The sequence below is a fragment of the Aquipseudomonas guryensis genome, from assembly GCF_014164785.1.
Lineage (GTDB): Bacteria > Pseudomonadota > Gammaproteobacteria > Pseudomonadales > Pseudomonadaceae > Aquipseudomonas > Aquipseudomonas guryensis.
This window is the reverse complement of the sequence record NZ_JACJFN010000002.1, coordinates 796,815-822,072: the sequence shown is the minus strand read 5'-3', so window position 1 is coordinate 822,072 and position 25,258 is coordinate 796,815. Positions and strand designations below refer to the sequence as shown.

Below are 25,258 nucleotides of genomic sequence, written 5' to 3'. Positions count from 1 at the left end.
CAGCAGGAATGATGATTAGTGTACTTGTATCGATAAACCGCTATGTGCGCAAAGAGCGCCGAGATAGAAGGGGCGCCTGGCCTCAGGCCAGGCTATCCGGGTCACCACAGAACATCTGGATCCGCGAACGCAACCAGCGCTCGGCCGGGTCGTTGTCCTGGGCGCCGCGCCAGGCCATGTGCAGTTCGAAGGTTTGCGCATCGACCGGCAGGTCTTCTGAACGCAGGCCGCCGGCGGCGGTAAGGGCGGCAGCGGTGTAGTCGGGTACGGTGGCGACGATATCGGTACCAGCGAGCAGGGTGCCGAGGCCGTTGAACTGTGGCACGGCCAGTACCACGCTGCGCTTGCGCCCGAGCTTCTCCAGGGTCTCGTCGATAAAGCCACTGAGGTCACCGGCAAACGACACCAGGGCGTGCGGGCGGCTGCAATAGTCGTCCAGGCTGAGACTGCCCGGCACACTGTCGGCACGCAGCAGCTTGGGTTTGCTACGGCGAAGTACCTTGCGCTTGGCGTTGGCCGGCAGTTCTTCGGTGTAGCCGACGCCCACGGAAATTTCCCCGGAGGCCAGCAAGCCCGGCATCAGCAGGTAGTTGGCGCGGCGGATCACCAGGACCACTCCCGGCGCCTCGCCGCGCAAGCGACGCAGCAGTGGCGGCAGCAGGGCGAACTCGACATCGTCGGACAGGCCGATGCGAAACACCGTCTTGCTGGTCGCCGGATCGAAGTCGGTGGCGCGGCTGACGGCGGTGGAAATGGAGTCGAGGGCCGGGGAGAGCAGGGCGAAGATTTCGCCGGCGCGGGCGGTCGGCTCCATGCTGCGCCCGGTGCGCACGAACAGCGGATCGTCGAACAGGCTGCGCAGGCGGGCCAGTGCCGCACTGATTGCCGGTTGGCCGAGAAACAGCTTCTCCGCCGCGCGGGTGACACTGCGCTCGTGCATCAGCGTTTCAAAAACGATCAGCAAATTGAGGTCAACACGACGCAAGTCGTTGCGGTTCATGGCCGTCTTCCATGTGGGATGTGTGAAAGGTGCGGCTATGGCAAGCTGCCGTCAAGAGCGCAACCTGCTGCGCTGCGATAGGTCTGTATTAATGAGCCCCGGATCATCCGCATTTATGGTGACTATCAATCTGTGCGGGTAGTTTTGCCGGGAAAGCCCGTATAGAGTCCGTGGCCATAGAGAGCCTATGGCGAGGTGTGTGATGTCCCGCATGATCCGTTTCCACCAGTTCGGCGATGCCAGCGTATTACGCTCGGAGGACGTGCCGACCCCGAAACCCGGCCCTGGCGAAGTCCTGATTCGTACCCAGGCCTTGGGCGTGAACTGGCGTGACGTGCTCTGGCGGCAGAACCTGGCCCCGGAGCAGGCGCGTCTGCCGGCCGGTGTGGGCTCTGAATTGGCCGGCGTGGTCGAAGCCGTCGGCGAAGGTGTCGACGATCTCACTCCCGGTGTGGCGGTGGCCAGTTTCCCGGCCTTCAGCCTCAACCAGTATCAGTCCTGGGGCGACCTGGTGCTGATGCCGCGTCTGGCGCTGACCCGTTACCCCGATGTGCTGACGTCCCAGGAAGCCGCCGTGCATTACACCGGCTATCTGTCTGCCTACTTCGCCCTGGTCGAGCTGGCCAAGCTGCAACCTGGCCAGCATGTGCTGATCACCGAAGCGGCCCATTGCAATGCCCCGCAGGCCGTGCAGATGGCCAAGGCACTGGGCGCCAAGGTCATCGCCGCCACCAGCGAAGCCGCTAGCCGCGACTTCCTGCGTGAGCTGGGCGCCGACAAGATCATCTGCACCGAAGAGCAGGATCTGGTCCTGGAAGTCGAGCGCTATACCCAGGGGCAGGGCGTCGAAGTGGTGCTCGACCAGTGCGCCGGCCCGCAGATGAAACTGCTCGGCGACGTCGCCGCGACCCGTGGCAAGCTGATCATCTGTGGCGTCAACGGTGGTAACGACGCGGCATTCCCGGCCTGCGCGGCGTTCAAGAAGCACCTGCAGTTTTATCGGCACTGTGTACTGGATTTCACCGGTCTGCCGGAACTGGGCCTGGAGCGCAACGAGGAAGCCGTGCAGCGCGCGCTGAGCAAGATCAACCAGCTGACCGCAGACCGCCTGCTCAAGCCGGACATCAGCAAGGTGTTCGACGCCAAGGATTTCGTTGCCGCCAGCCAGTTCATGGAAACCTGTCCGGCCAACGGTCGGGTGGTGATGAGCGTCAGCGCGTAAGCATTCTTCCGCCTTGTTCTACCTTCCGCGCCGCCCGTTCTGGGCGGCGCTGCGTTTGTGCTCTGTCTTTTCTCGAGAAGCCCTGTTTTTTAGCGGCATTGCTGACTGCTAGTATTGTAATGATAAGAATTATCATTAAGATGCGCATCACCGTGCAGCCGAGGACAGGCTATGGGAAGGTTATTCACATTGACGGAGCAGGGCTCAGAAGCGACAGCGCTACCTGAGGGTGCTGTGTTTGAGCCGCTGGAACAGCTCTATCACGGTAGTCATCGCAGCCTGGTGGATGCCGCCCAGGCGCTGCTGGGTTGCCGCGCGCGGGCCGAAGACGTGGTCCAGGATGCCTTTCTCAAACTCTGGGAAAGTGGCGATCAGCATGTCATCCAGGAACCTATCCGCTACCTGTTCCGCATGGTGCGCAACCTGGCCATCGACCGCCTGCGTCGCCTGGCGCTGGAAGGCCGCTATCGCTTCGACGAAGAGCCGCTGGACGAGCTGCCAGCGCCGCAATCCACCCCGGAACAGGCCGCCATCAGTGAGCTGGAGTGGCAGCGCATGTACCAGGCCATCGGCGAATTGCCCGAGCGCACCCGCACCGTGTTCACCATGAGCCAGCTGGAAGGTTACAGCCAGCGCGAAGTGGCCAGCCACCTGAATGCCTCGCCCACCCTGGTGCATTTCCTCTTACGCGATGCCCTGACCCATTGCCGCAGCCGTCTCGGTTTCGAGGCGGCATGACGCTCATCGCCGAGCACTCTGGAATCGATTCAATGAAACTGCTCAACCTGCTGTTCCGCGACAACCGCCTGCCATTCGCCGGCATCATCGTGCTGAGCCTGTGCAGCGCCTTGCTCAGCATCGGCGTGATCGCCTTCGTCAACTGGCGCTTGATCGGCCTGCAGAGCGATCTGGGCAGTGCCCTGGCGACCTTCCTCGGCCTGCTGGTGCTGCTGCTGATCTGCGCCGCCGCCGGGCAGATCTCGCTGCATCGGCTGGGCCATGCCTTCGTCTACCGCCTGCGTCGCAGCCTAGTCGGGCGGGTGATGAACACCGATATCGAGCGCCTGGAGCGCATCGGCGGTGCGCGCATCCTGGCCAGTCTGGCCAGCGACATTCGCAACATCACCATCGCCTTCGTTCATCTGCCGGAGCTGGTCTACGGCCTGATCCTCAGCCTGGCTGCCTTCGCTTTCCTGGCCTGGCTGTCGCCCGCGCTGTTCGGCATCACCATTTCCTGGCTGACCCTGACCCTGGTGGTGGGCTGGCTGCTGGTGGGCAAGGTCAATCGCCATATCCGCCTGCTGCGCGAGGCCGAGGACCACCTCTACCAGGACTACCAGGCGATCATCGACGGGCGCAAGGAGCTGGCACTCAACCGCGACCGCGCGCGCCTGCTGTTCGACGAGGAGTTCGACCGCGATGCCCGCGCCTACCGCGACCATGTCACCCGCGCCGACATCTACAACGGCCTGGCCGGCAATTGGGCCAACTGCATGGTGCTGGGCAGCATCGGCCTGGTGTTTTTCTGCGCCAGCGGCCTGGGTTGGGCGACCAGCGCGGTGGCCGCAACCTTCGCCCTGACCGTGCTGTTCCTGCGTGCACCACTGGTGTCCAGCGTCGCCGCGCTGCCGGCGCTGCTCGCCGCACGCATCTCGCTGGACAAGCTGGAGGCCCTGGAACTGGCGTCCGAGCACAGCACCCAGGCCATCAGCCCGCTGGGCGACTGGCAGCAGTTGCAACTCTGTGGCCTGCACTATCGCTACCCGGGTGAGGGCGATGAAAGTGGCTTCGACGTCGGCCCCATCGACCTGCAGCTGCGCCGCGGCGAATTGGTCTTCCTGGTCGGCGGCAACGGCAGCGGCAAGTCGACCCTGGCCCGTTTGCTGACCGGCCTGCATCGCCCGGATGCAGGCACAATCCGTCTGGATGGCCAGGCCCTGGCCGCCGAACAGTGGCCGGCCTACCGCCAGCTGTTTGCCAGCGTATTCACCGACTTCCACCTGTTCGCCCGTCTGCTCGGCCCGCAGGGCGGCGAGGTGCCGGAGTCCCTGGTCGGGCACTGGCTGGAGCGCCTGCGCCTGAGTCACAAGGTACGTTTCGCCAGTGGCCGCCTGGCCGACACACGTTTCTCTCAGGGCCAGCGCAAGCGCCTGGCGCTGATGCTGGCGATGCTCGAGGGGCGCGACATCCTGGTGCTCGACGAATGGGCGGCCGACCAGGATCCGCTGTTCCGCCGCCTGTTCTACCGCGAGCTGTTGCCGCAGCTCAAAGCTGCCGGCAAGACCATCATTGCCATCACCCACGACGACCATTACTTCGACCAGGCCGACCGCCTGCTGAAGATGGATGGCGGCCGCCTGTACGAACTGAGTGGCCAGGCTCGTGAACGCGCCACTCGCGACGCAGTGCTGGAAATTGGCGGCAACGCCAAGACCGAAGCAGTCGGCAACTCCCTTTGAGCTGAAGCCCGCAGCGCTTGCGGGCGCGGGCTTCGTTCGTCTGTTATTTGCATTTAAATGAAAATTATTCGCAACGATATCCGTCTTTAAAGCGAGCCGTTTCGATCGGCATCTGCGAGGTACTGAAAATGAGCCTGGACAATCCGCAAACCACCTTCCTGGTGGTGATCAATGAAGAACAGCAATACGCCATCTGGCCGGCCTACAAGGCCGTGCCCGCCGGCTGGCAGGAGGTTGGCGTGCGCGGTGACAAGCCGACCTGCCTGGCGCATATCTCCAGCGTCTGGACCGACATGCGCCCGCGCAGCTTGCGTGAGGCGATGGACGCCTGATGCAGCTGTTCTGCCTGGCACATGCCGGCGCCAGCGCCATGGCCTATGCGCGCTGGCGGCGTCGCCTACCGCGCTGGCTGGACGTCTGTCCGCTGGAGCTGCCGGGTCGCGGTGCGCGCCAGCAGGAGCCGCTGTGCCAGGACCTGCCGGCGATGCTCGCCGACCTCATGGCCTCCTGGCGGCGCGAGTGCAGCGGCCCGTATCTGCTGTGGGGCCACAGCCTCGGTGGGCTACTCGCTTATGAGCTGGCCCATGCGTTGATCGGCGCCGGGCAGAACGCGCCACTGGCGCTGTTCGCTTCCGCCTCGCGCGCGCCGTCGCTGCGCGCCCAGGCGCCACGTCTGGCGCAGCGTAGCGATAGCGAACTGCTGTCGTGTCTGGCCGGCTTCGCCCGCTTGCCACGGGAGCTGCTGGCCGATCCGCTATTTCGCGGCGAGATGCTGCCGGTGCTGCGCAGTGATTTCGCCCTGGCCGAAGGTTACCGCTATCAGCGTCGTGCGCCATTGCCCTGTGCCCTGCATGTGCTGGGCGCGCGGCACGACAGCCTGAGCGAAGAAGACCTGCGCGCCTGGCGGCGTGAAACCCGCAGTGCTTTCACCCTGGAGTGGCTGGAGGGCGATCACGCCTACCTGCGCCCCCAGGAAGACGAGTTGCTGTCCCTGATCGAATTCCATGCCTTGCGCCTGTTGCGGCGCGAGGCGGCCGGCGCGCCCCTAAGCGCCTAGGCCAATGCCTGCGAGGTAGTGTTGATGAACGCGCAAACCGAGTGCCAGCCCGTTGCCGCTCTGCAATGGGCGCCGCTGTCCTTCGCCCAGCAACGGCTGTGGTTCTTCAGCCGCCTGGAGAGTGGCAGCACGGCCTACAACATCGGTGGCCTGCTGCGTTTCGCCGGCGAACTGGACCTGGACAGCCTGCGCCACGGCCTGGATCAGGTGTATGCCCGTCACGCCGCGCTGCGCACGGTGTTTCGCGAGCACGACGGTCTGGCCCAGCAGGCGGTAATGCCGGTAGGGCCCATGCCTTTCGAATTGATCGATCTGCAAGGTTGCGCCGAGCAGGTCGAAGCCCTGGCCCGTGACTTTATCGAGGCCGACTACGACCTGACCCGTGGCCCGCTGGTGCGCTGCGTCCTCTATCGTCTGGGCGAGAACAGCTACGCTCTGGCCGTGGGCATGCACCACATCATCTCCGACGCCTGGTCGGTGCGTGTGCTGGTGGAGGAGATGGCCGAGTTCTATCGTGCCCGCCAGCAAAACCGCCAGCCGTTCATGACCGCGCAACCGCTGCAGTACAGCGAGTACGCCATCGGCCAGCGCGAGTGGCTGGGCAGCGAAGCCGGTATCCAGCAGATGGCGTTCTGGCGCGAGCGCCTGGGTGGCGAACAGCCGCCGCTGAGTCTGACGCCCGACTACCCGCATAGCGCCCAGGCCGCCCGTCGTGCGGCCTATCGCACGCTGCAGATGGAACCAAGCCTGGTAACACGCCTCAGCAACCTGGCCAAGGCCAATGGCGTCACGCTGTTCACCGTATTGCTGGCCGCTTTGCAATTGCAGCTGGCGCGCCTATCCGGGCAGCGGGAAGTGCGTATTGGCGTGCCAGTGGCGGGCCGGGCAAAGGGCTTCGAGCGCCTGGTCGGTTTCTTCGTCAACACCGTGGTGCTCAAGGCCGAGCCGCCCCCCGAGCTGTCGGTGGCCGAGTGGCTGGAGCAGACCCGCGCCGGCCTGAAACAGGCCCAGGCCCATCAGGAAATGCCCTTCGAGCGCCTGGTCGAGGAACTGGCGCCGACTCGTAGCCTGGGCCAGCAGCCATTGTTCCAGGTAGCTTTCAACTACCGTCGCCAGCATCCGCTGGCAGCTAACTGGCTGCCAGGCATCGAGACCCAGTTGGCCGAGCTGCCGTCCAGCCAGATTCCCTTTGACCTGGCTCTGGACGGGGTGCGCGACAAGGGCGACCAGTTGTCGATCAACTTCGCCTACGCCGCCGACCTGTTCGCCGAGAACAGCATCGAACGCCTGATCGCCGGTTTCCTCGAAGTGCTCGACGGCTTCGCCCGCTCGCCGCAGGCGGCGCTGGGTGAAGCGGCGCTGGTGACTGCGCCGGAGCTGGCGCAGTTGAGTGAGTGGAATACGCCACGGCAGGACTTCGATGCCGCGCGCCTGCTGCCCGAGCTGATCGCCGTACAGGCGCGTCTGCGTCCGCAGGCCATCGCCCTGGTACATGGCAGCGAGCGCATCAGCTTTGCCGAACTGGAAGACCGTGCCAATCGCCTGGCCCATCTGCTGGCAGAGCAGGGTGTATGTGCCGAATCTCGTGTCGGCATGTCGCTTGAGCGCGGCAACGCCATGATTGTGGCCATGCTGGCGGTGCTGAAATCCGGTGGCGCCTTTGTACCGCTGGATCCGGATTACCCGCGTGAGCGCCTGAGCTACATGGTCGAGGACTCTGGGCTGAAGTGGCTGATCACCAGCTCTGACCTGGCCGAGCGCCTGCCGCTGGGAGAGGGCGTTGAGCCGCTGTATCTGGATCAGCTCGATCTGACTGCCTTTGAGTCGTCAGCGCCAAGCGTCGAGCCGCATCCACTGAATCTGGCCTACCTGATCTACACCTCCGGCTCCACCGGCCAGCCCAAGGGCGTGGCGGTGAACCACCTCGGCCTGAGCATGCATGTACAGACCATCGGCCAGCGCTATGGCATGACCCCGGACGACGTGGAGCTGCATTTCGCCTCGATCAGTTTCGACGGCGCCCTGGAGCGCTGGACCGTACCGCTGGCCTTTGGCAGCCGCCTGGTGATTCGCGACCAGGAACTGTGGAGCGCCGAGAAGACCTGCCAGGTGATCGCCGACGAAGGCGTGACCATCTCCTGCCTGCCGCCCAGCTATGCCCAGCAACTGTTGGATTGGGTCGAGTCGCAAGGTCTGCAACTGTCGGTACGTTCCTGGACCCTGGGCGGTGAGGCCTTTACCCGCGAGACCTACGAGCGTCTGCAGAAAGTCCTGCAGCCGCAACGCATCATCAACGGCTACGGCCCGACCGAGACGGTGGTGACCCCGCTGATCTGGGAAGCCTTCCCTGGCGACAGTTTCGAGGCTGCCTATGCGCCGATCGGCAATCCAGTCGGCCCGCGCAGCCTCTATGTGCTGGATGCCGAGCTGAACCTGCTGCCCATCGGCGTGGCTGGCGAGCTGTATATCGGCGGCGAAGTCGGCCTGGCCCGTGGCTACTTCCAGCGTCCCGAGCTGACTGCCGAGCGCTTCCTGCCTGATCCCTTCGGCGCAGCTGGCGAACGCATGTACCGCACCGGCGACCTGGTGCGCTGGCGTGAAGACGGCACCCTGGATTACCTGGGTCGCGTCGATCACCAGGTGAAGATCCGTGGTTTCCGTATCGAGCTGGGCGAGATCGAGAGTCAGCTGCTGGCTCTTGAAGGCGTGCAGGAAGCAGCGGTGATTGCCCGTGAGACGCCGACCGGCAAGCAGCTGGTGGGCTATGTCGTCGCCCGCGACAACACCGATACCAATGCTCTACGCAGCGAACTGGCCAAGGTACTGCCGGACTATATGGTCCCGGCGCAGATCATTGTCCTGGACAAGCTGCCGCTGACCCCAGCCGGCAAGCTGGATCGCGCCGCGCTGCCGGAACCGACGTGGCAGAGCCAGGACTACGAGGCCCCGCAAACCGACAATGAACGCATTCTCGCCGCCATCTGGGTAGAAGTGCTGGGGGTGGAGCGGGTAGGGCGCCAGGACCATTTCTTCGAGCTGGGCGGTGATTCCATCGTCGCCTTGCAGGTGGTCAGCCGTGCACGCCAGCAGGGGCTGGGTCTGACGCCCAAGGACCTGTTCCAGCAGCAGACCCTGGCGCAGCTTGCCGGAGTCGCCCGCCTTGTGGCCGCCCCGCTGGCCGAGCAGGGCCCGGTGACCGGCGCCGCACCGTTGATGCCAATCCAGTCCCGGCTGCTGCAGCGCGAAGGCCTGGCCCCGTGCAACCAGTACCTGCTGCTGGAGCTGGCCGAGCCGTTGCCGGCCGCCCAGCTGGAACAGGCGCTGCAAGCCCTGGTTCAGCACCACGACGCCCTGCGCCTGCGCTTTGAGCCGCTCGATGGCCAGTGGCAGCAAATGCATGCCAGCGAAGGCGGCAGCCCGCTGCTGCAACAGGTCGAACTGGCTATCGGCGAGGACCCGCAGCCGCACTATGACGCCGCGCAGCGCAGCATTGATCCGGCCAGCGGTTTACACCTGCTTGGTCTGTATCTGACCCAGCCAGGACAGGCCGATCGCCTGCTGCTGTCTATCCACCACCTGGTGGTCGATGGGGTGTCCTGGCGCGTACTGCTGGAAGACCTGCAGCGTGCCTGTCTGCAACTGGCCAGCGGCCTGCCGGTGCAGCTGCCGGCCAAGACCAGTGCCTTCAAGACCTGGGGCGAGCGCCTGGTCGACTGGAATGTGGACGCACAACTGCCGTATTGGCAGGCCCAACAGACCGGCGGCGAGCTGCCCCTGCAGAGCCAGGAGGCGGGCACCGAAGGAACCAGCAAGCGTATCGAGCTGAGTCTGGAGGCCGGCTTCACTCGCGACCTGCTGCAGGCTGGCCAGCGCGCCTATCGCCTGCGTGCCGATGAACTGCTGCTGACCGCCCTGAGCCGCGTGCTGTGCAGCTGGAGCGAGCAGCCGGCGCTGACCCTGCACCTAGAGAGCCATGGCCGCGCGCCGCTGTTCGAGGATATCGACCTGTCGCGCAGCGTCGGCTGGTTCACCAGCCTCTACCCCGTGCGCCTGCAGCCCGAGACCGAGCTGACTGCCAATCTCAAGGCGATCAAGGAGCAACTGCGCGCCGTGCCCGATCTGGGCCTGGGCTTTGGTCTACTGGCCCAACAAGGTCAATTGACCGAGCGCGCTCCGCAACTGCTGTTCAACTACCTGGGCCAGTTCGACCAGGGCGAGGGCGGCTTGCGGCTGCTCGAAGGTGGACTCTGGCGCGAAGCCGATGCGTCCATGGATGCGCCATTGGTCATCAACGCCGAGCAGCGTGGCGGTGCCCTGCAGCTGCACATCGACTTCAACCCGGCGCAGCTGGCGCGCACCACCGTGGAAGGTCTGGTCGCACGCCTGCAGGATGAGTTGCACAGCATCGCCCAGCACTGTGCCAAGGTCTCGCCACGGCTGACGCCCAGCGATGTGCCGCTGGCCGGTCTGAGTCAGGTCGAACTGGATGCATTGGCCGGCGTGGAAGACATCCACCCGCTGTCGCCGCTGCAGCAGGGCCTGCTGTTCCACAGCCAGCTGGAAGGTGCCGGCAGCTATGTCAGCCAGCTGCTGCTGCCGTTCACCGGCCTCGATCCGGCTCGCCTGCAGAACGCCTGGTGCCAGGTGCTGGCGCGCCATGGCGTGCTACGCAGCCGCTTCCTGCTGGGCGAACGCCCGTTGCAACTGGTGCAGGCCGAGGTCGAACTGGACTGGCAGGAGCTCGACTGGCGCGGCGTCGCCGATTTCGATGCGCAGCTGCAGGCCTTCTGCAGCGCCGAGCGCGAGCGCGGCTTTGCCCTCGACCAGGCGCCGCTGCTGCGTCTGGCGCTGATCCAGCGCGGCGCCGGCGACTTCGTGCTGGTCTGGACCCTGCACCATCTGTTGCTGGACGGCTGGAGCAACGGCCTGCTGTTCGCCGAGGTGCTGGCCCTGTATCACGGTGATCGCCTGCCGGCACCGGGCGGTCAGTTCCGTGACTATATCCACTGGCTCGAAGGCCAGGATGCGGCTACCGAGCAGGCCTTCTGGCGTGAACAGCTGGCCCCGCTGGACGGCGCCACCCGCATCGCCGGCTGCCTGCCGTGCCGCGTTCCGGAGCAGGGCCATGCCCGTCATCCGCTGCCGCTCGATAGCGCCACCGAACAACGAATTCGCGGCTTCGCCCAGCGCCATGGCCTGACCCTCAATACCCTGGTACAGGCCGCCTGGGCCTTGCTGCTGGCGCGCCTGACCGGCAAGCGCAGCCTGTGCTTCGGCGCCACCGTGGCCGGTCGCCCGACCGAGCTGGCCGGCAGCGAGCAGATGCTTGGCCTGTTTATCAACAGCCTTCCCGTTGCCGTGCAACTGCCGGCCGAGCAGCCGCTGGGCGACTGGCTGGCCGCGCTGCAGGTGCAGAACCTGCAGCTGCGCGAGCACGAGCACAGCCCGCTGCACGATATCCAGCGCTGGGTCGGCAGCGCCGGCGAGGCGCTGTTCGACAGCCTGCTGGTATTCGAGAACTACCCGCTGGGCGAGGCACTCAAGCAGGCCGAGCGCGGCGAGCTGCGTTTGGGCCTGCCACAAAGCCACGAGTTCACCCATTACCCGATGACCCTGGCCGTGCTGCCGGGCAGCCGCCTGGAGCTGCTGCTGGCCTACGACCGTGCGCATTTCGATGCCGACGGCATTGCCCAGGTCGAGGCGTTGCTGCGCCAGGCCCTGGCGCAGGTCTGCGGCGACCCAGCGCGTGCGCTGGGCAGCCTGCAGCTGAGTTCCGCCGATGAGCAGGCACGGCTGGCCGAGTGGAACAAACCGCGGCAGGCCTTCGATGCCGCGCGCTTGTTGCCTGAATTGATCGCCGAGCAGGCGCGCCTGCGTCCGGATGCCATCGCCCTGGTGCATGGCGGCGAGCGGGTTGCCTTTGCCGAGCTTGAGGCGCGCGCCAATCGCCTGGCCAATCTGCTGGTTTCTCGCGGTGTGCAGTCCGAGTCCCGCGTGGGTGTCTCGCTAGAGCGGGACAATGCGATGATCGTGGCCATGCTGGCGGTGCTGAAGTCGGGTGGTGCCTTTGTGCCGCTCGATCCGGATTACCCGCGCGAGCGCCTGAGCTACATGGTCGAGGACTCTGGGCTGAAGTGGCTGATCACCAGCTCTGACCTGGCCGAGCGCCTGCCTTTGGGTGAGGGTGTCGAGCCGCTGTATCTGGACCGGCTCGATCTATCTGCCTTTGAGTCGTCAGCGCCAAGCGTCGAGCCGCATCCACTGAATCTGGCCTACCTGATCTACACCTCCGGCTCCACCGGCCAGCCCAAGGGCGTGGCGGTGAACCATCTCGGCCTGAGCATGCATGTGCAGACCATCGGCCAGCGTTACGGTATGACGCCGGACGATGTCGAGCTGCATTTCGCCTCGATCAGCTTCGACGGCGCTCTGGAGCGCTGGACGGTACCGCTGGCGTTCGGCAGCCGCCTGGTGATTCGCGACAAGGAGTTGTGGAGCGCGGAGAAGACCTGCCAGGTGATCGCCGACGAAGGCGTGACCATCTCCTGCCTGCCGCCCAGCTATGCCCAGCAACTGTTGGATTGGGTCGAGTCGCAAGGCCTGAAACTGCCGGTACGGTCGTGGACCCTGGGTGGCGAAGCCTTTACCCGTGAAACCTACGAGCGCCTGCAGAAGGTGTTGCAGCCGCAACGGATCATCAATGGTTATGGCCCGACCGAGACGGTGGTCACCCCGCTGATCTGGGAAGCCTACCCGGGTGACTCCTTCGAGGCAGCCTATGCGCCGATCGGCAATCCGGTCGGCCCGCGCAGCCTGTATGTGCTGGATGCTGAGCTGAACCTGCTGCCCATCGGGGTCGCCGGCGAGCTGTATATCGGTGGCGAAGTGGGCCTGGCTCGCGGTTACTACCAGCGTCCCGAACTGACTGCCGAACGCTTCCTGCCCGACCCGTTCGGTGCTGCGGGCGAGCGCATGTACCGCACCGGCGACCTGGTGCGCTGGCGTGCGGATGGCACCCTGGATTACCTGGGCCGCGTCGACCATCAGGTGAAGATCCGTGGTTTCCGTATCGAGCTGGGCGAGATCGAGAGCCAGCTGCTGGTCCTCGAAGGCGTGCAGGAAGCGGCGGTGATCGCCCGCGAGACGCCAACCGGCAAACAACTGGTCGGTTATGTGGTCGCTCGCGACAACAGCGACGTCAATGCTCTGCGCGCCGAACTGGCTAAAACCCTGCCGGACTATATGGTCCCGGCGCAGATTATCGCCCTGGCCAAGCTGCCGTTGACCCCAGCCGGCAAGCTGGACCGTGCCGCGCTGCCGGAGCCGATCTGGCAGAGCCAGAGCTACGAGGCGCCGCAAACCGACCACGAACGCATCCTCGCCGCCATCTGGGCCGACGTACTGGGCGTGGAGCGGGTAGGGCGCCAGGATCATTTCTTTGAGCTGGGCGGCGATTCCATCGTCGCGCTCAAGGTGGTCAGCCGCATCCGCCAGCAGGGCCTGCAGTTGCCGCTCAAGGCCTTGTTCGAGCAGAGCCGACTGGCCGACTGTGCGGCTTCCCTGCAACGCGAAGCCGTCGATGCACCGGTGCTGCGCGCGCTGCCACGCGGTAGCGACCTGCCGCTGTCGCATGCTCAGCAGCGTCTGTGGTTCCTCAACCGTCTGGACCCGAGCAACGGCGCCTACCATATGCCGGCAGGCCTCGACCTGCAGGGCCGCCTGGACCGCCAGGCGCTGCAGGCCGCTTTCGACCAGCTGGAAGCGCGCCATGAGGCGCTGCGTACGCGCTTTGTCGAGGTGGGTGGCGAGGCGCGCCAGCGCATCCTGGCGCCGCAGGGCCAGCGCATCGACTGGTTCGACCTGCGTGAACTGCCGGCCAGTGAGCGTGAAATCGAGGCGCGCGATTATGCGCAGAAGCTGCTCACGCGCCCGTTCAACCTGGCTTCCGAGCCGCTACTGCGGGTGAGCGTGCTGCGCCTGGCCGATCAGGAGTACCGCCTGCTGCTGGTCCAGCACCACATAGTCTCCGATGGCTGGTCGATGCAGCGTTTCATCGGCGAGTTCGCCGCCGCCTACGCGGCGTTCGCCGAGGGCCGTACCGCGCAGTTCGCGCCGCTGCCGCTGCAGTACGCCGACTATGCCCAGTGGCAGCGCGACTGGCTGAAATCCAGCGAAGCCACGCGCCAGCTGGATTACTGGAAGGCGCGCCTGGGTGAACACCAGCCGCTGCTGGAGTTGCCCACCGACCATCCGCGCCCGGCTCAGGGCGCGCGCCAGGGCCTGCGTTGGCGCTTCGAGCTGTCGCCGTTGCTCACCGCGCAACTGCGCGCCCTGGCCCAGCGTGAGGGCAGCACGCTGTTCAGCCTGTTGTTGGCGGCCTGGCAGACCTTGCTGCACCGCTACAGCGGCCAGGAAGATGTCCGAGTCGGCGTACCGGTGGCCGGGCGTAGCCTGGCGGAAATGGACGGCGTGCTCGGTTGCTTCATCAACACCCTGGTGCTGCGCGGCGAGCCAGCGGGGCTGAAACCCTTCCGCGAGCTGCTCGACGAACTGGTCCAGGCCAGCCGCGATGCTCTGGCCAACCAGGAACTGCCCTTCGACCAGTTGGTGGAAGCCCTGCAACCGACGCGCAGCCTGAGCCATCACCCGCTGTTCCAGGTGACCTTCAACCATCAGCAGGTGGACTTCAGCGCCCTCGGCAGCCTGCCGGGCCTGCGTGTGCAACCGCATGACCCGGGCGCCGCCGGCGCGCAGTTCGACTTGGCGCTGGATACCGCTGAGGCGGCCGATGGCAGCCTCAGCGGTTTCGTCAGCTACGCCGCCGAGCTGTTCGAGGCGCGCACCATCTCCCGCCTGGCAAGGCATTTCGTGCGGCTGCTGGAAGGCATCTGCGCCGACCCGAGTCAGCCCATCGGCCTGCTGCCGTTGCTGGAGGAAGACGAGCAGGCGCAGCTCGCCACCTGGAACGACACGGCCAAGGACTACGGGCCGCAGGTTTTCCTCAGTGAGCGCATCAGCCAGCAGGCCGCGCGCACGCCGCAGGCGCCAGCCCTGGTGTTCGGCGAGCAGACGCTGAGCTACGCCGAGTTGGAGGCACGTATCAACCAGTTGGCCAACCGCCTGCGTAGCCTCGGCGTGCGGCGCGGCAGCCTGGTCGGTATCAGCCTGGAGCGCTCGCTGGAGCTGGTGATCGGCCTGCATGCCATCGTCCGCGCCGGCGGTGCTTACGTGCCGCTCGATCCGGAATACCCGCTGGAACGCCTGGCCTATCTGCTGGAGGATTCCGGCGTCGACCTGCTGCTGTCGCACTGCGCGCTGGTCGAGCGCCTACCACTGCCGGCCGGGCTCAAAGCACTGGGCCTGGATCGCGAGGACTGCAGCGCCGAGAGCATCGAACCGCCGCAGGTCGAGCTGCAGGCCGACGACCTGGCTTATCTGATCTACACCTCCGGCTCCACCGGCAAGCCCAAGGGCGCCGGCAACAGCCACGAGGCCCTGGCCAACCGCATTCTGTGGATGCAGGAGGCCTATCAGCTCGGCGCTAGCGATGTGGTGCTGCAGAAAACTCCGTTCAGCTTCGACGTCTCGGTGTGGGAGTTCTTCTGGCCTCTGATCACCGGCGCCTGCCTGGCCGTGGCCGCGCCGGGCGACCATCGCGACCCGCAGAAGCTGGTGGAGCTTATCCAGCGCCACAAGGTCAATACGCTGCACTTCGTGCCCTCCATGCTGCAGGCTTTCCTCCTGCATCCGGACGTGGAGCAGTGCCAGAGCCTGACCCGCGTCATCTGCAGCGGCGAGGCGCTACCGGCTGAGCTGCAGGTGCGCACTTTCCAGCGACTGCCGCAGGCTGGGCTTTACAACCTGTACGGCCCGACCGAGGCAGCCATCGACGTCAGTCACTGGACCTGCGTAGAGGAAGGGCGGCATGCCGTGCCAATCGGCCGGCCGATCGCCAACCTGCGCCTGCATATCCTTGATGCCCAGCTCAACCCGGTGCCGCAGGGTGTGCCCGGCGAGCTGTATATCGCCGGTGTTGGCCTGGCGCGCGGCTACCACCGCCGGCCGGAACTGACCGCCGAGCGCTTCCTGCCCGATCCGTTCAGCAGCGAGGGCGGACGCATGTACCGCACCGGCGACCTGGTGCGCTGGCGCGCCGATGGCGCCATCGACTACCTGGGGCGCATCGACCATCAGGTGAAGATCCGCGGCTTCCGCGTCGAACTGGGCGAGATCGAAGCCCAGCTCGGTGCCCAGCCGGGCGTCGCCGAGGCCGTGGTGGTAGCCCGCGACAGCCAGATAGGCAAGCAGCTGGTCGGCTATCTGGTGGCCGATCCGCTGCCGGTGGATGAGACCGCCTGGCTGGCCGGCATCAAGGCGGCATTGAAGAGCGAGCTGCCCGAGCACATGGTGCCCTCGATCCTGATGCGCCTGGAGCGCATGCCGCTGTCGCCCAACGGCAAGCTGGAGCGTCGTGCGCTGCCCGAGCCGGTGTGGCAGGCACGGGTTTACCGGGCGCCACAGAGCGAACGGGAGATCGCCCTGGCGGCTATCTGGCAGGAAGTGCTGGAAGTGGCCCAGGTCGGCCTCGACGACAACTTCTTCGAACTCGGCGGGCATTCACTGCTGGCCACCCAGGCCGTGGCCCTGCTGCGCCAGCGCCTGGGGCTGGAACTACCGCTGCGCACCTTCTTCGAAGCGGAAAACCTGGCGGCCCTGGCCGCCAATCTTGACGGTCAGGCCCCGGCCGCTGCCGAGGAAGAAGACCAAGACCTGCGCGACATGGCCGCGCTGCTCGACGAACTGGAGGCCCTGTGACCGCGCCCATCGACAAGGCCGCCCTGGCGCGGCGTTTCCTCGCCTTAGGGCCAGCAGAACAGAAGCGTTTCCTCGAATTGCTGGCCAACAAGGGTATCCGCTTCGACCGTCTGCCGCTGGTGCCGGCAACCCGTGGCGAGCATCTGCCAGCCTCGCATGCCCAGCAGCGCCTGTGGCTGGTGGCCCAGCTGGAGCCGGACAGCAGCGCCTACCACATGGTCGGCGCCTTCGCTCTGGAGGGTGAGCTGGATCGTGCCGCGCTGTTGGCGGCTCTGGAGCTGATTGTCGAGCGCCACGAGGCGCTGCGCACGCGTTTCTACGAACATGACGGCCATCTATGCCAGCGCATTGACCCGCCAGGTCCGCTGGCCCTGGAGGAGCGCGACCTGCGCGGTGAGGCCGAGGCCGTGCAGACCCTGGCCGATGCCCATGCAGCACGGGCCTTCGACCTGATCGAAGGGCCGCTGCTGCGCGTGCAGCTGCTGCGTCTGGAAGAGCAGCGCTGGCGCTTGCAGATCGTCTGTCACCACATCGTCTCCGACGGCTGGTCGATCGGCGTGTTCGCCGAGGAACTGGGACGCGCCTATGCCGCGCTGCGCCAGGGGCAGGCGCCGCAGCTGGCCGAGCTGCCGATCCAGTACGCCGATTACGCCCAGTGGCAGCGCGCCTGGCTGGAGGCCGGCGAGCGCGAACGCCAGCTCGGCTACTGGCGTGAACGCTTAGGGCAAGAGCAGCCGGTACTGGCCTTGCCCTACAAACTGGATGCGAGTGGCCAGCGCCATGCCGCGCGCCAGGCCATCGCTGTGCCGCAGGCATTGGCCGAACGCCTGCGCCAGCTGGCCCAGGGCGAGGGCGCGACCCTGTTCATGCTGCTGCTGGCCGCCTTCCAGCTGCTCTTGGCGCGCTACAGCAACCAGCGTGACATCCGCGTCGGTGTGCCGGTAGCCAACCGCCAGCGCGCCGAGACCGCGCCGCTGGTGGGCTTCTTCGTCAACACCCAGGTGCTGCGCGCCGAATTCGATGCCGGCATGAGTTTCCGTCAGCTGCTGGCCGAGGTGCGCCGTCACGCGTTGGACGCTCAGGACCAGCAGGACCTGCCGTTCGATCAGTTGGTGGAGGCCCTGGCGCCCGAGCGCAGCCTGGGCCAGACGCCGCTGTTCCAGGTGCTGTTCAACCACCAGAAGCGCGACCTCGGCGCCTTGCAGCTGCCCGGCCTGCGCCTGGAGCCGCTGGCACAGGGCGTGCCGCACGCGCTGTTCGACCTGGCCCTGGACAGCCTGGAAGACAGCGCCGGCCAGCTGCGCCTGACCCTGACCTGGGCCCGCGAGCGGCTGGACGATGGGCAGATGCAGAAGATGGCGGCGCATCTGCTGAGCCTGCTGGAGCGGGTCAGTACCGCACCGGATCAGCCTTTGGTGCGTCTGGAGGTGCTGGATGGCCAGGATCAGTTGCAACTGGCCGAGTGGAACATGTCGCGGCAGAGCTTCGATGCCGCGCGCCTGTTGCCCGAGCTGATCGCCGAGCAGGCGCGTCTGCGCCCCGAAGCCATCGCCCTGGTGCATGGCGGCGAGCGGATTGCCTTTGCCGAGCTGGAGTCTCGCTCCAACCAACTGGCCAATCTGCTGGTTTCCCACGGCGTACAGCCGGAGTCCCGTGTCGGCGTCTCGCTGGAGCGCGGTAATGCGATGATCGTGGCCATGCTGGCGGTGCTGAAGGCCGGCAGCGCCTTTGTGCCGCTTGATCCGGACTACCCGCGTGAGCGCCTGAGCTACATGGTCGAGGACTCGGGGCTGAAGTGGCTGATCACTTCCTCCGACTTGGCCGAGCGCCTGCCGCTGGGCGAGGGCGTCGAGCCGCTGTATCTGGACCAGCTCGACCTGTCGGCATTTGCGTCGTCTGCACCAAGCGTCAAGCTGCACCCGCTCAATCTGGCCTACCTGATCTACACCTCCGGCTCCACCGGCCAGCCCAAGGGCGTGGCGGTAAACCACCTCGGCCTGAGCATGCATGTGCAGACCATCGGCCAGCGCTACGGCATGACCCCGGACGACGTGGAGCTGCACTTCGCCTCGATCAGCTTCGACGGCGCCCTGGAGCGCTGGACGGTACCGCTGGCCTTTGGCAGCCGCCTGGTGATCCGCGACCAGGAGCTGTGGAGCGCGGAAAAAACCTGCCAGGTCATCGCCGACGAAGGCGTGACCATCTCCTGCCTGCCACCGAGCTATGCCCAGCAACTGCTGGACTGGGTGGAAAGCCAAGACCTGAAACTGCCGGTCCGCTCCTGGACCCTGGGTGGCGAAGCCTTTACACGCGAAACTTACGAGCGCCTGCAGAAGGTGCTGCAGCCGCAACGGATCATCAACGGCTACGGCCCGACCGAGACGGTGGTCACCCCGCTGATCTGGGAAGCCTATCCGGGTGACTCCTTCGAGGCGGCCTATGCCCCCATCGGCAACCCGGTCGGTCCGCGCAGCCTGCATGTGCTGGATGCCGAGCTGAACCTGCTGCCCATCGGCGTGGCCGGTGAGCTGTATATCGGTGGCGAGGTGGGTCTGGCCCGCGGCTACTTCCAGCGTCCGGAGCTGACTGCCGAACGCTTCCTGCCTGATCCATTTGGTACAGCCGGCGAGCGTATGTACCGCACCGGCGACCTGGTGCGCTGGCGCGAAGACGGCACCCTGGATTACCTGGGAAGGGTCGACCATCAGGTGAAGATCCGTGGTTTCCGTATCGAACTGGGCGAGATCGAGAGTCAGCTGCTGGCTCTTGAAGGCGTGCAGGAAGCAGCGGTGATTGCCCGTGAGACGCCGACCGGCAAGCAACTGGTGGGCTATGTCGTCGCCCGCGACAACACCGATACCAATGCTCTACGCAGCGAACTGGCCAAGGTACTGCCGGACTATATGGTCCCGGCGCAGATCATTGTCCTGGACAAGCTGCCGCTGACCCCAGCCGGCAAGCTGGATCGCGCCGCGCTGCCGGAACCGAGGTGGCAGAGCCAGGGCTACGAGGCCCCGCAAACCGACAATGAACGCATTCTCGCCGCCATCTGGGCCGAAGTGCTGGGCGTGGAGCGGGTAGGGCGCCAGGATCACTTCTTCGAGCTGGGCGGTGATTCCATCGTCGCCTTGCAGGTGGTCAGCCGCGTACGCCAGCAAGGGCTGCAACTGGCACCGCGCGAGCTGTTCCAGTTCCCCCGCCTGGCCGAGCTGGCCCAGGCCGCCCGCGCTGCCGGTGAGGAAATCGCGCAGGAACCGGTCACCGGCGAACTGCCGCTGGCGCCGATTCAGGCGCATTTCTTCGCCATGAATCAGGCGGAGCCGGCGCACTGGAACCAGGCGCTGAATCTGGAGCTTCTACGTCCGCTTGATCCGATCCTGCTGGAGCAGGCGCTGCAGGCACTGGTGGCGCATCACGATGGCCTGCGCCTGCGTTTCGAGCAGCGCGACGGTCGCTGGACCCAGCACTACGGCGAGGTGCAAGCCGATCAGCCGCTGCTCTGGCAGCGCGAGGCGGCTGACGACGCTCAGGCCGAGGCCCTGTGCAACGAGGCGCAGCGCAGCCTGGACCTGGTCCGAGGGACACTGTTGCGCGGCTTGCACCTGCGCCAGGCGGGCAAGGCGAATCGCCTGTTGCTCGCCGTCCATCACCTGGTGGTGGATGGCGTGTCCTGGCGCATCCTGCTGGAAGACCTGTTGGCGGCCTATCGCCAGCTGGAAGCGGGGCAGACCGTGCGCCTGCCGGGCAAGAGCCTGTCCTACAAAGGCTGGAGCGAATCGCTGCAGCAGTGGGCGCGCGGCGCGGCGGCGCAGGTCGAGCTGGACGCCTGGTGCAGTCGGCTGAGCGGCCCGGCGCTGGCCCTGCCACGCGAGCTCGACGGCATCAGCGCCAGCCATGGCGACAAGCGCGAAGTGCGCTTGGCCTTGGATGTTGCCGAGACCAAGCGCCTGCTGCAGGCTCCGGCGCAGCTGGGCGTGCGTATCGATGCGTTGTTGCTTACCGCGCTGACGCGCGTCCTGTGCCGTTGGAGCGGCCACTCCGGCCTGCGGGTCAACCTCGAAGGCCACGGCCGCGAGGCGTTGGCCGGCGAGCTGGACCTGTCCCGCACGGTCGGCTGGTTCACCAGCCTGTATCCGCTGCAGCTGCCGCACCTGGACGATCCGCAGCTGCAACTGCAGCGCGTGCAGCAGCATCTGCAGCAGGTCGAACAGGGCGGCCAGGGCTATGGCGTGCTGCGTTGGCTGGGCGATGCGCAGGCGCGGGCTTCTCTTGCTGAGCTGCCGACCGCCGAAGTGATCTTCAACTACCTCGGCCAGTATCAGGCCGGCGCGGCGGCGGACTGGTTCCGTCCGGCCACCGGCGGTGGCGCGGCGGTGGCGGCCGACAACCCGCTGGCGGCGCGTCTGGCGGTCAACGGCCAGGTGTTCGATGGCCAACTGCAGCTGTCCTGGGAGTACGCGGCCAATCAGTATCGCGGCGAAACCATCGAATCCCTGGCTGCGGACTATCGCCGGGAGCTGCTTGGCCTGCTGGAGCTGGCGCGCGGCCAGGCCGTGCAGGGCCCGTCGCCCTTGCTGCGCCTGACCCGTCAGCAGGCAGATAAAACCCCGCTGTTCTGCCCGCACCCGGTCACCGGGCGGGTCACCGGCTACCAGCCGCTGGCGGCGCGCCTGGACGGCACGCGCGAAGTCTTCGGCCTGCAGTGCCGCAGCTTCCTCGACCCGAGCTGGCGCGATGCTTCGCTGGCCGAGATGGCCGATGCCTACCTGGCCGCGCTGCTCCAGCAGCAGCCGCAGGGCCCGTATCACCTGATCGGCTGGTCGCTGGGCGGCAGCCTGGCCCTGGAGTTGGCGGCACGTCTGGAAGCACGGGGGGCGGAGGTGGCCTTCCTCGGCCTGCTCGACTGCTATGTGCCAGGCACCGAGATCGCCGGCGACGATGCCCGCCACCCGCAGGCCCGGGCCAAGCTGGTCGAGCATCTGCAGCTGTTAGCGCCGGAGCTGCCGGCCAAGGCCTGGGATAGCCTGTTCGAACGACTCTTGCAGCTGGAACCGCTGGACTGGCCGCAGGTCGCCAGCACCTGGTTCGCGGGGCAGGCGCTGGACGGCATGACCCGCCAGAGCCTGGAGGAACTGCTGTTCGCCTGGGCGCTGGAGCAGCATATGCGCCGCTTGTGTGCCGGCTACGCACTTCCCACGGTGAAGGTGCGTCCGCACTGCTGGTGGGCGGCGCAGCCAGCCGGACGCGCGGTCTTGCTGGAGCGTGGCCTGGAGCAGGTGCAGGGCCGCGCAGCCAGCCACCGCTTAGTGGATACCGATCACCAGGGCATCGTCCGCCATCCGCAGGTGCTGCAGGAGTTGGCAGCGTTGCTGCAGCCGGCATAAGCAAAATTTTCAGAAATTCCTAAATTTCCTCAGCGCTGGCTCGTCTAGTAGAGATACATAGTTTAAATGCGAATTCTTCTGATTTGATTTAACGGGGAGTAGTTGATGGAACAGCAGTCGAAACACCTGGCCCGCGCGCCGTTCGCCAAAGCACGTTTGCCACTGGCCATGGCCTGTGCGCTGAGCGCCGTTTGCTTTACTGCACAGGCCGAAGAGCAAGTGTTGGAGCTGGGTGCGACCAACATCAGCGGTGAGCTGGACAGCCCGGTTGGCGAAGACCAGGGCTACGTAGCGAAGAACAGCCGCAGCGCCACCAAGATCAACACGCCCCTGAGTGAAACCCCGCGCTCGGTGTCGGTGGTGACCCAGGCGCAGATGGAAGATCGCAATGTGCAGACCATCAGCCAGGCCCTGCAATATTCCGCAGGCGTGCAGGCTGGTTTCTATGGCGAAGACAACAAGCAGGACTGGTTCATCATCCGTGGCTTCAAACAGGCCAACAACGGCTTGTTCATGGATGGTTCGCGCATCTACTCCAGTGCCTTCTACAGCTGGCAGATCGATCCCTACATGCTTGAGCGCATCGAAGTGCTCAAGGGCGCTTCGTCCGTGCTCTACGGCCAGACCCCGCCGGGTGGCCTGATCAACCTGCAGAGCAAGCGCCCGACCGCCGAAGGCACCAACGAAGTCGGTGTGCAGTACGGCAGCTTCGAACGCAAGCAGATCAACGCCGACGTCGGCGGCAAGCTGGATGAAGAGGGCAACCTGCTGTACCGCGTAGTCGCGCTGAGCCGCGACACCGGCACCCAGGTCGACGACGTGGACGCCGCACGCATCCTGCTGGCGCCGTCGATGACCATCAACTTCAACGACGACACCTCGCTGACCCTGCTGGCCAGCATGCAGAAGGATCGCTCCGATCCGCAGCTGCAGTTCCTGCCGTCCAGCGGCACTATCGAACACAACCCGAATGGCGATATCGATACCGATACCGCCGTTGGCAATCCCCAGTACGAGACGTTCGAGCGCGACCAGTACACCCTGGGTTATGAGCTCAACCACCGCCTCAGCGACAACTGGGACTTCCAGCAGAACCTGCGCTACGGTCACATGGATCTGGAACTGCGCCAACTGTTCTACTACGGCAACCTCAGCGACCGTGTGATCAACCGTGGTCTGACCTACAACGACGGCAAGGCCGACAACCTGTCGGTAGACAACCGTCTGCTCGGCAACTGGTTCGGTGATCGCTGGGAAAACACCTTACTGCTTGGTTTCGACTACCAGCAGCTGAAGATTCAGGATCGCAGCCCCAACGGCTATCCGAACTTTGGCGTGATCCCGCCGCTGGATATTTTCAATCCCGGTAACAACACGCCGATCTTTGGTGTCCCGGTCGGTAATGACGCGCCTATCGGTGATTTCGCCCTGGAAGACAAGGACACCCGCGCCGACCAGATGGGCTACTACGTTCAGGAGCAGTTCAAATACGACAGCTGGGTATTCCTGCTCGGCGGCCGTTTCGACAAGTCTCGCACCGACTTCGACAACCAGACCACCGGTGTCGGCCACAATGTGCGTGACGAGGACTTCACCTGGAGTGGTGGCGTTGCCTACGTCTTCGACAATGGCGTAACTCCATATGCCAGCTACTCGGAATTCTTCCTGCCGGTAACCGACCTGAATACCACGGTCACGCCGAACAAACCTTTCGAGCCAGAGACCGGCAACCAGAAGGAAATTGGTATCAAGTACCAGCCAGTGGGTCTGGATGCGATGTTCACTGCAGCTGTATTCGAGCTGACACAAGAGAACGTCAAAAAATACAACGCCGGCACTTATGTGCAGCTCGGCGAGGTTCGCAGTCGCGGTATCGAACTGGAGGCGCAGGCCAATGTCACTGAGAACGTCAGCCTGATCGCCAGCTATACCAAGCTCGACCCGGAAATCACCAAGACTACAAACCCGGCAGAGAAAGACCAGGCCCCGGCCAACGTCGCCGACGAAATGGCTTCGCTGTGGGCCAACTACAAGGTCCTCGGCGGCCCGCTCGATGGTCTGGCTTTCGGGGGTGGCGTGCGCCACACCAGCTCCAGCTACGGCGACAACACCGAGACCCTGGAAGTACCGTCCTTCACCCTGCTGGATGCCATGGTCAGCTACCAGATCCAGGACGTGCGCCTGCAGCTCAACGCCAACAACCTGACCGACAAAGAGTACGTCGCCGCCTGTGACTACTACTGCTGGTACGGCAACCGTCGCAACATCATCGCCAGTGCTACCTATGAGTTCTAACAACATGACCCGGCTGCCGCTGCCTGATGGCCGGCAGCTTAGCACCCGCGACGATGGTGCCAGCCTGGCGCTGCACCTGGACGAGCGTGCACTGCTGCGTGCGCGACGTCAGGGTGAGTTGCTGGTTCCGTTGGAGCTGGCTCTGGCCGACCAGGCCGAAGCGCTGTGGCTGCTGGCCTACTGGTGCTTCGCCAACGAGCCGCAGCGCCAGAGCCTGGCGCTGCAGCTGGAACAGGTCGATCCGGCGTTGCTGAACAGCGGCCTGCTGGTCGCTGAAGGTGACGAGCTACGCATCGAGCGAGCGCTGTTCTGGCAACTGCCGGGGCCGTTCCTGCGTAATGTCAGCCATGCCGGTTACCCGCAGCAGATGGTCATGCACGCCAGCGGGCGGCGTCACCCGCGCCGCGCGCCCAAGCCTGTCGGCGAAGTCTATCGGCGCTTCGATGCCAACCTAGGCGCGTGGATTTCCCTGCGCACGTTAGATATCGAAGAGGACCTCGCGCGCTTCAACCGCTGGCAGAACAGTGCCCGGGTGGCGGCGTTCTGGCAGGAGGAGGGCGATCTGGACAAGCACCGCCGCTACCTGCAGGAACTGCTCGACGATCCGCGCGTACTGCCCCTGATCGGCTGCTTCGACGATCAGCCGTTCGCCTATTACGAAGCCTACTGGGCCAAGGAAGACCGCATCGCGCCGTTCTACGCGGTAGACGACTACGACCGTGGCATCCACATGCTGGTCGGCGAGGAAAACCATCGTGGTCCGCACAAGGTGGCCAGTTGGCTCAATGCACTGACCCATTACCTGTTGCTCGACGACCCACGCACCCAGCGCATTGTCGCCGAACCGCGGGCCGACAACGCCCGGATGATCGGCCACATGCAGGCCCAGGGTTACCACAAGGACAAGGAATTCAATTTCCCCCACAAGCGCGCGGCACTGATGATCCAGTCGCGCGAGGTGTTCTTCGAGCGCTGTTCCCTGGCCTAGAAAGCACTGTCGCTTGGTATGCATACACAAGATGAGTC

At 65.6% G+C, this 25,258-nt stretch carries 10 protein-coding genes; 9 read left to right on the top strand and 1 reads right to left on the bottom strand.

Translation table 11 applies throughout. From position 1 onward, the window contains the following. Positions 1-82: 82 nt before the first annotated feature. Positions 83-1,000: a LysR family transcriptional regulator gene (locus H3H45_RS11500; protein WP_235983577.1), complete on the bottom strand. Its 918-nt coding sequence runs from the start codon at positions 998-1,000 to the stop codon at positions 83-85. Between the two features lie 202 nt (positions 1,001-1,202). Between H3H45_RS11500 and H3H45_RS11495 the strand changes: the two genes are divergently transcribed. The 9 genes from H3H45_RS11495 to H3H45_RS11455 all read left to right on the top strand — a co-directional run bounded on the left by H3H45_RS11495 (position 1,203) and on the right by H3H45_RS11455 (position 25,220). Then, complete coding sequence (locus tag H3H45_RS11495; protein ID WP_182833849.1) at positions 1,203-2,222, top strand: zinc-dependent alcohol dehydrogenase family protein; 1,020 nt, start codon at positions 1,203-1,205, stop codon at positions 2,220-2,222. Positions 2,223-2,456: 234 nt separating this feature from the next. Beyond that, positions 2,457-2,960 (top strand): sigma-70 family RNA polymerase sigma factor, encoded by a 504-nt coding sequence (locus tag H3H45_RS11490; protein WP_182833848.1) that lies wholly within the window; start codon positions 2,457-2,459, stop codon positions 2,958-2,960. A 32-nt stretch (positions 2,961-2,992) separates the two neighbouring features. Beyond that, a complete protein-coding gene (locus H3H45_RS11485) occupies positions 2,993-4,681 on the top strand; it encodes a multidrug ABC transporter permease/ATP-binding protein (RefSeq protein WP_182833847.1) in 1,689 nt (562 codons plus the stop codon). A gap of 128 nt (positions 4,682-4,809) precedes the next feature. Beyond that, on the top strand, positions 4,810-5,013 hold the full coding sequence (locus H3H45_RS11480) for an MbtH family protein (RefSeq protein WP_182833846.1): 204 nt from the start codon (positions 4,810-4,812) through the stop codon (positions 5,011-5,013). After that, positions 5,013-5,738 (top strand): thioesterase II family protein, encoded by a 726-nt coding sequence (locus tag H3H45_RS11475; RefSeq protein WP_182833845.1) that lies wholly within the window; start codon positions 5,013-5,015, stop codon positions 5,736-5,738. Before H3H45_RS11480 ends, H3H45_RS11475 begins: the two co-directional genes overlap by 1 nt. A gap of 24 nt (positions 5,739-5,762) precedes the next feature. Then, the gene (locus tag H3H45_RS11470; protein WP_182833844.1) at positions 5,763-16,553 is read left to right on the top strand and encodes a non-ribosomal peptide synthetase; all 10,791 of its coding nucleotides are present in this window, start codon (positions 5,763-5,765) and stop codon (positions 16,551-16,553) included. After that, positions 16,550-21,937 carry a non-ribosomal peptide synthetase gene (locus H3H45_RS11465; protein ID WP_220494233.1) on the top strand — a complete coding sequence of 1,796 codons (5,388 nt, stop codon included), beginning with the start codon at positions 16,550-16,552 and terminating at the stop codon, positions 21,935-21,937. The genes H3H45_RS11470 and H3H45_RS11465 overlap by 4 nt, the downstream gene beginning before the upstream one ends. A 105-nt stretch (positions 21,938-22,042) precedes the next feature. Further along, complete coding sequence (locus tag H3H45_RS11460; RefSeq protein WP_182833843.1) at positions 22,043-24,232, top strand: TonB-dependent siderophore receptor; 2,190 nt, start codon at positions 22,043-22,045, stop codon at positions 24,230-24,232. Continuing rightward, positions 24,222-25,220 carry a GNAT family N-acetyltransferase gene (locus H3H45_RS11455; RefSeq protein WP_182833842.1) on the top strand — a complete coding sequence of 333 codons (999 nt, stop codon included), beginning with the start codon at positions 24,222-24,224 and terminating at the stop codon, positions 25,218-25,220. Before H3H45_RS11460 ends, H3H45_RS11455 begins: the two co-directional genes overlap by 11 nt. Positions 25,221-25,258: the final 38 nt, after the last annotated feature.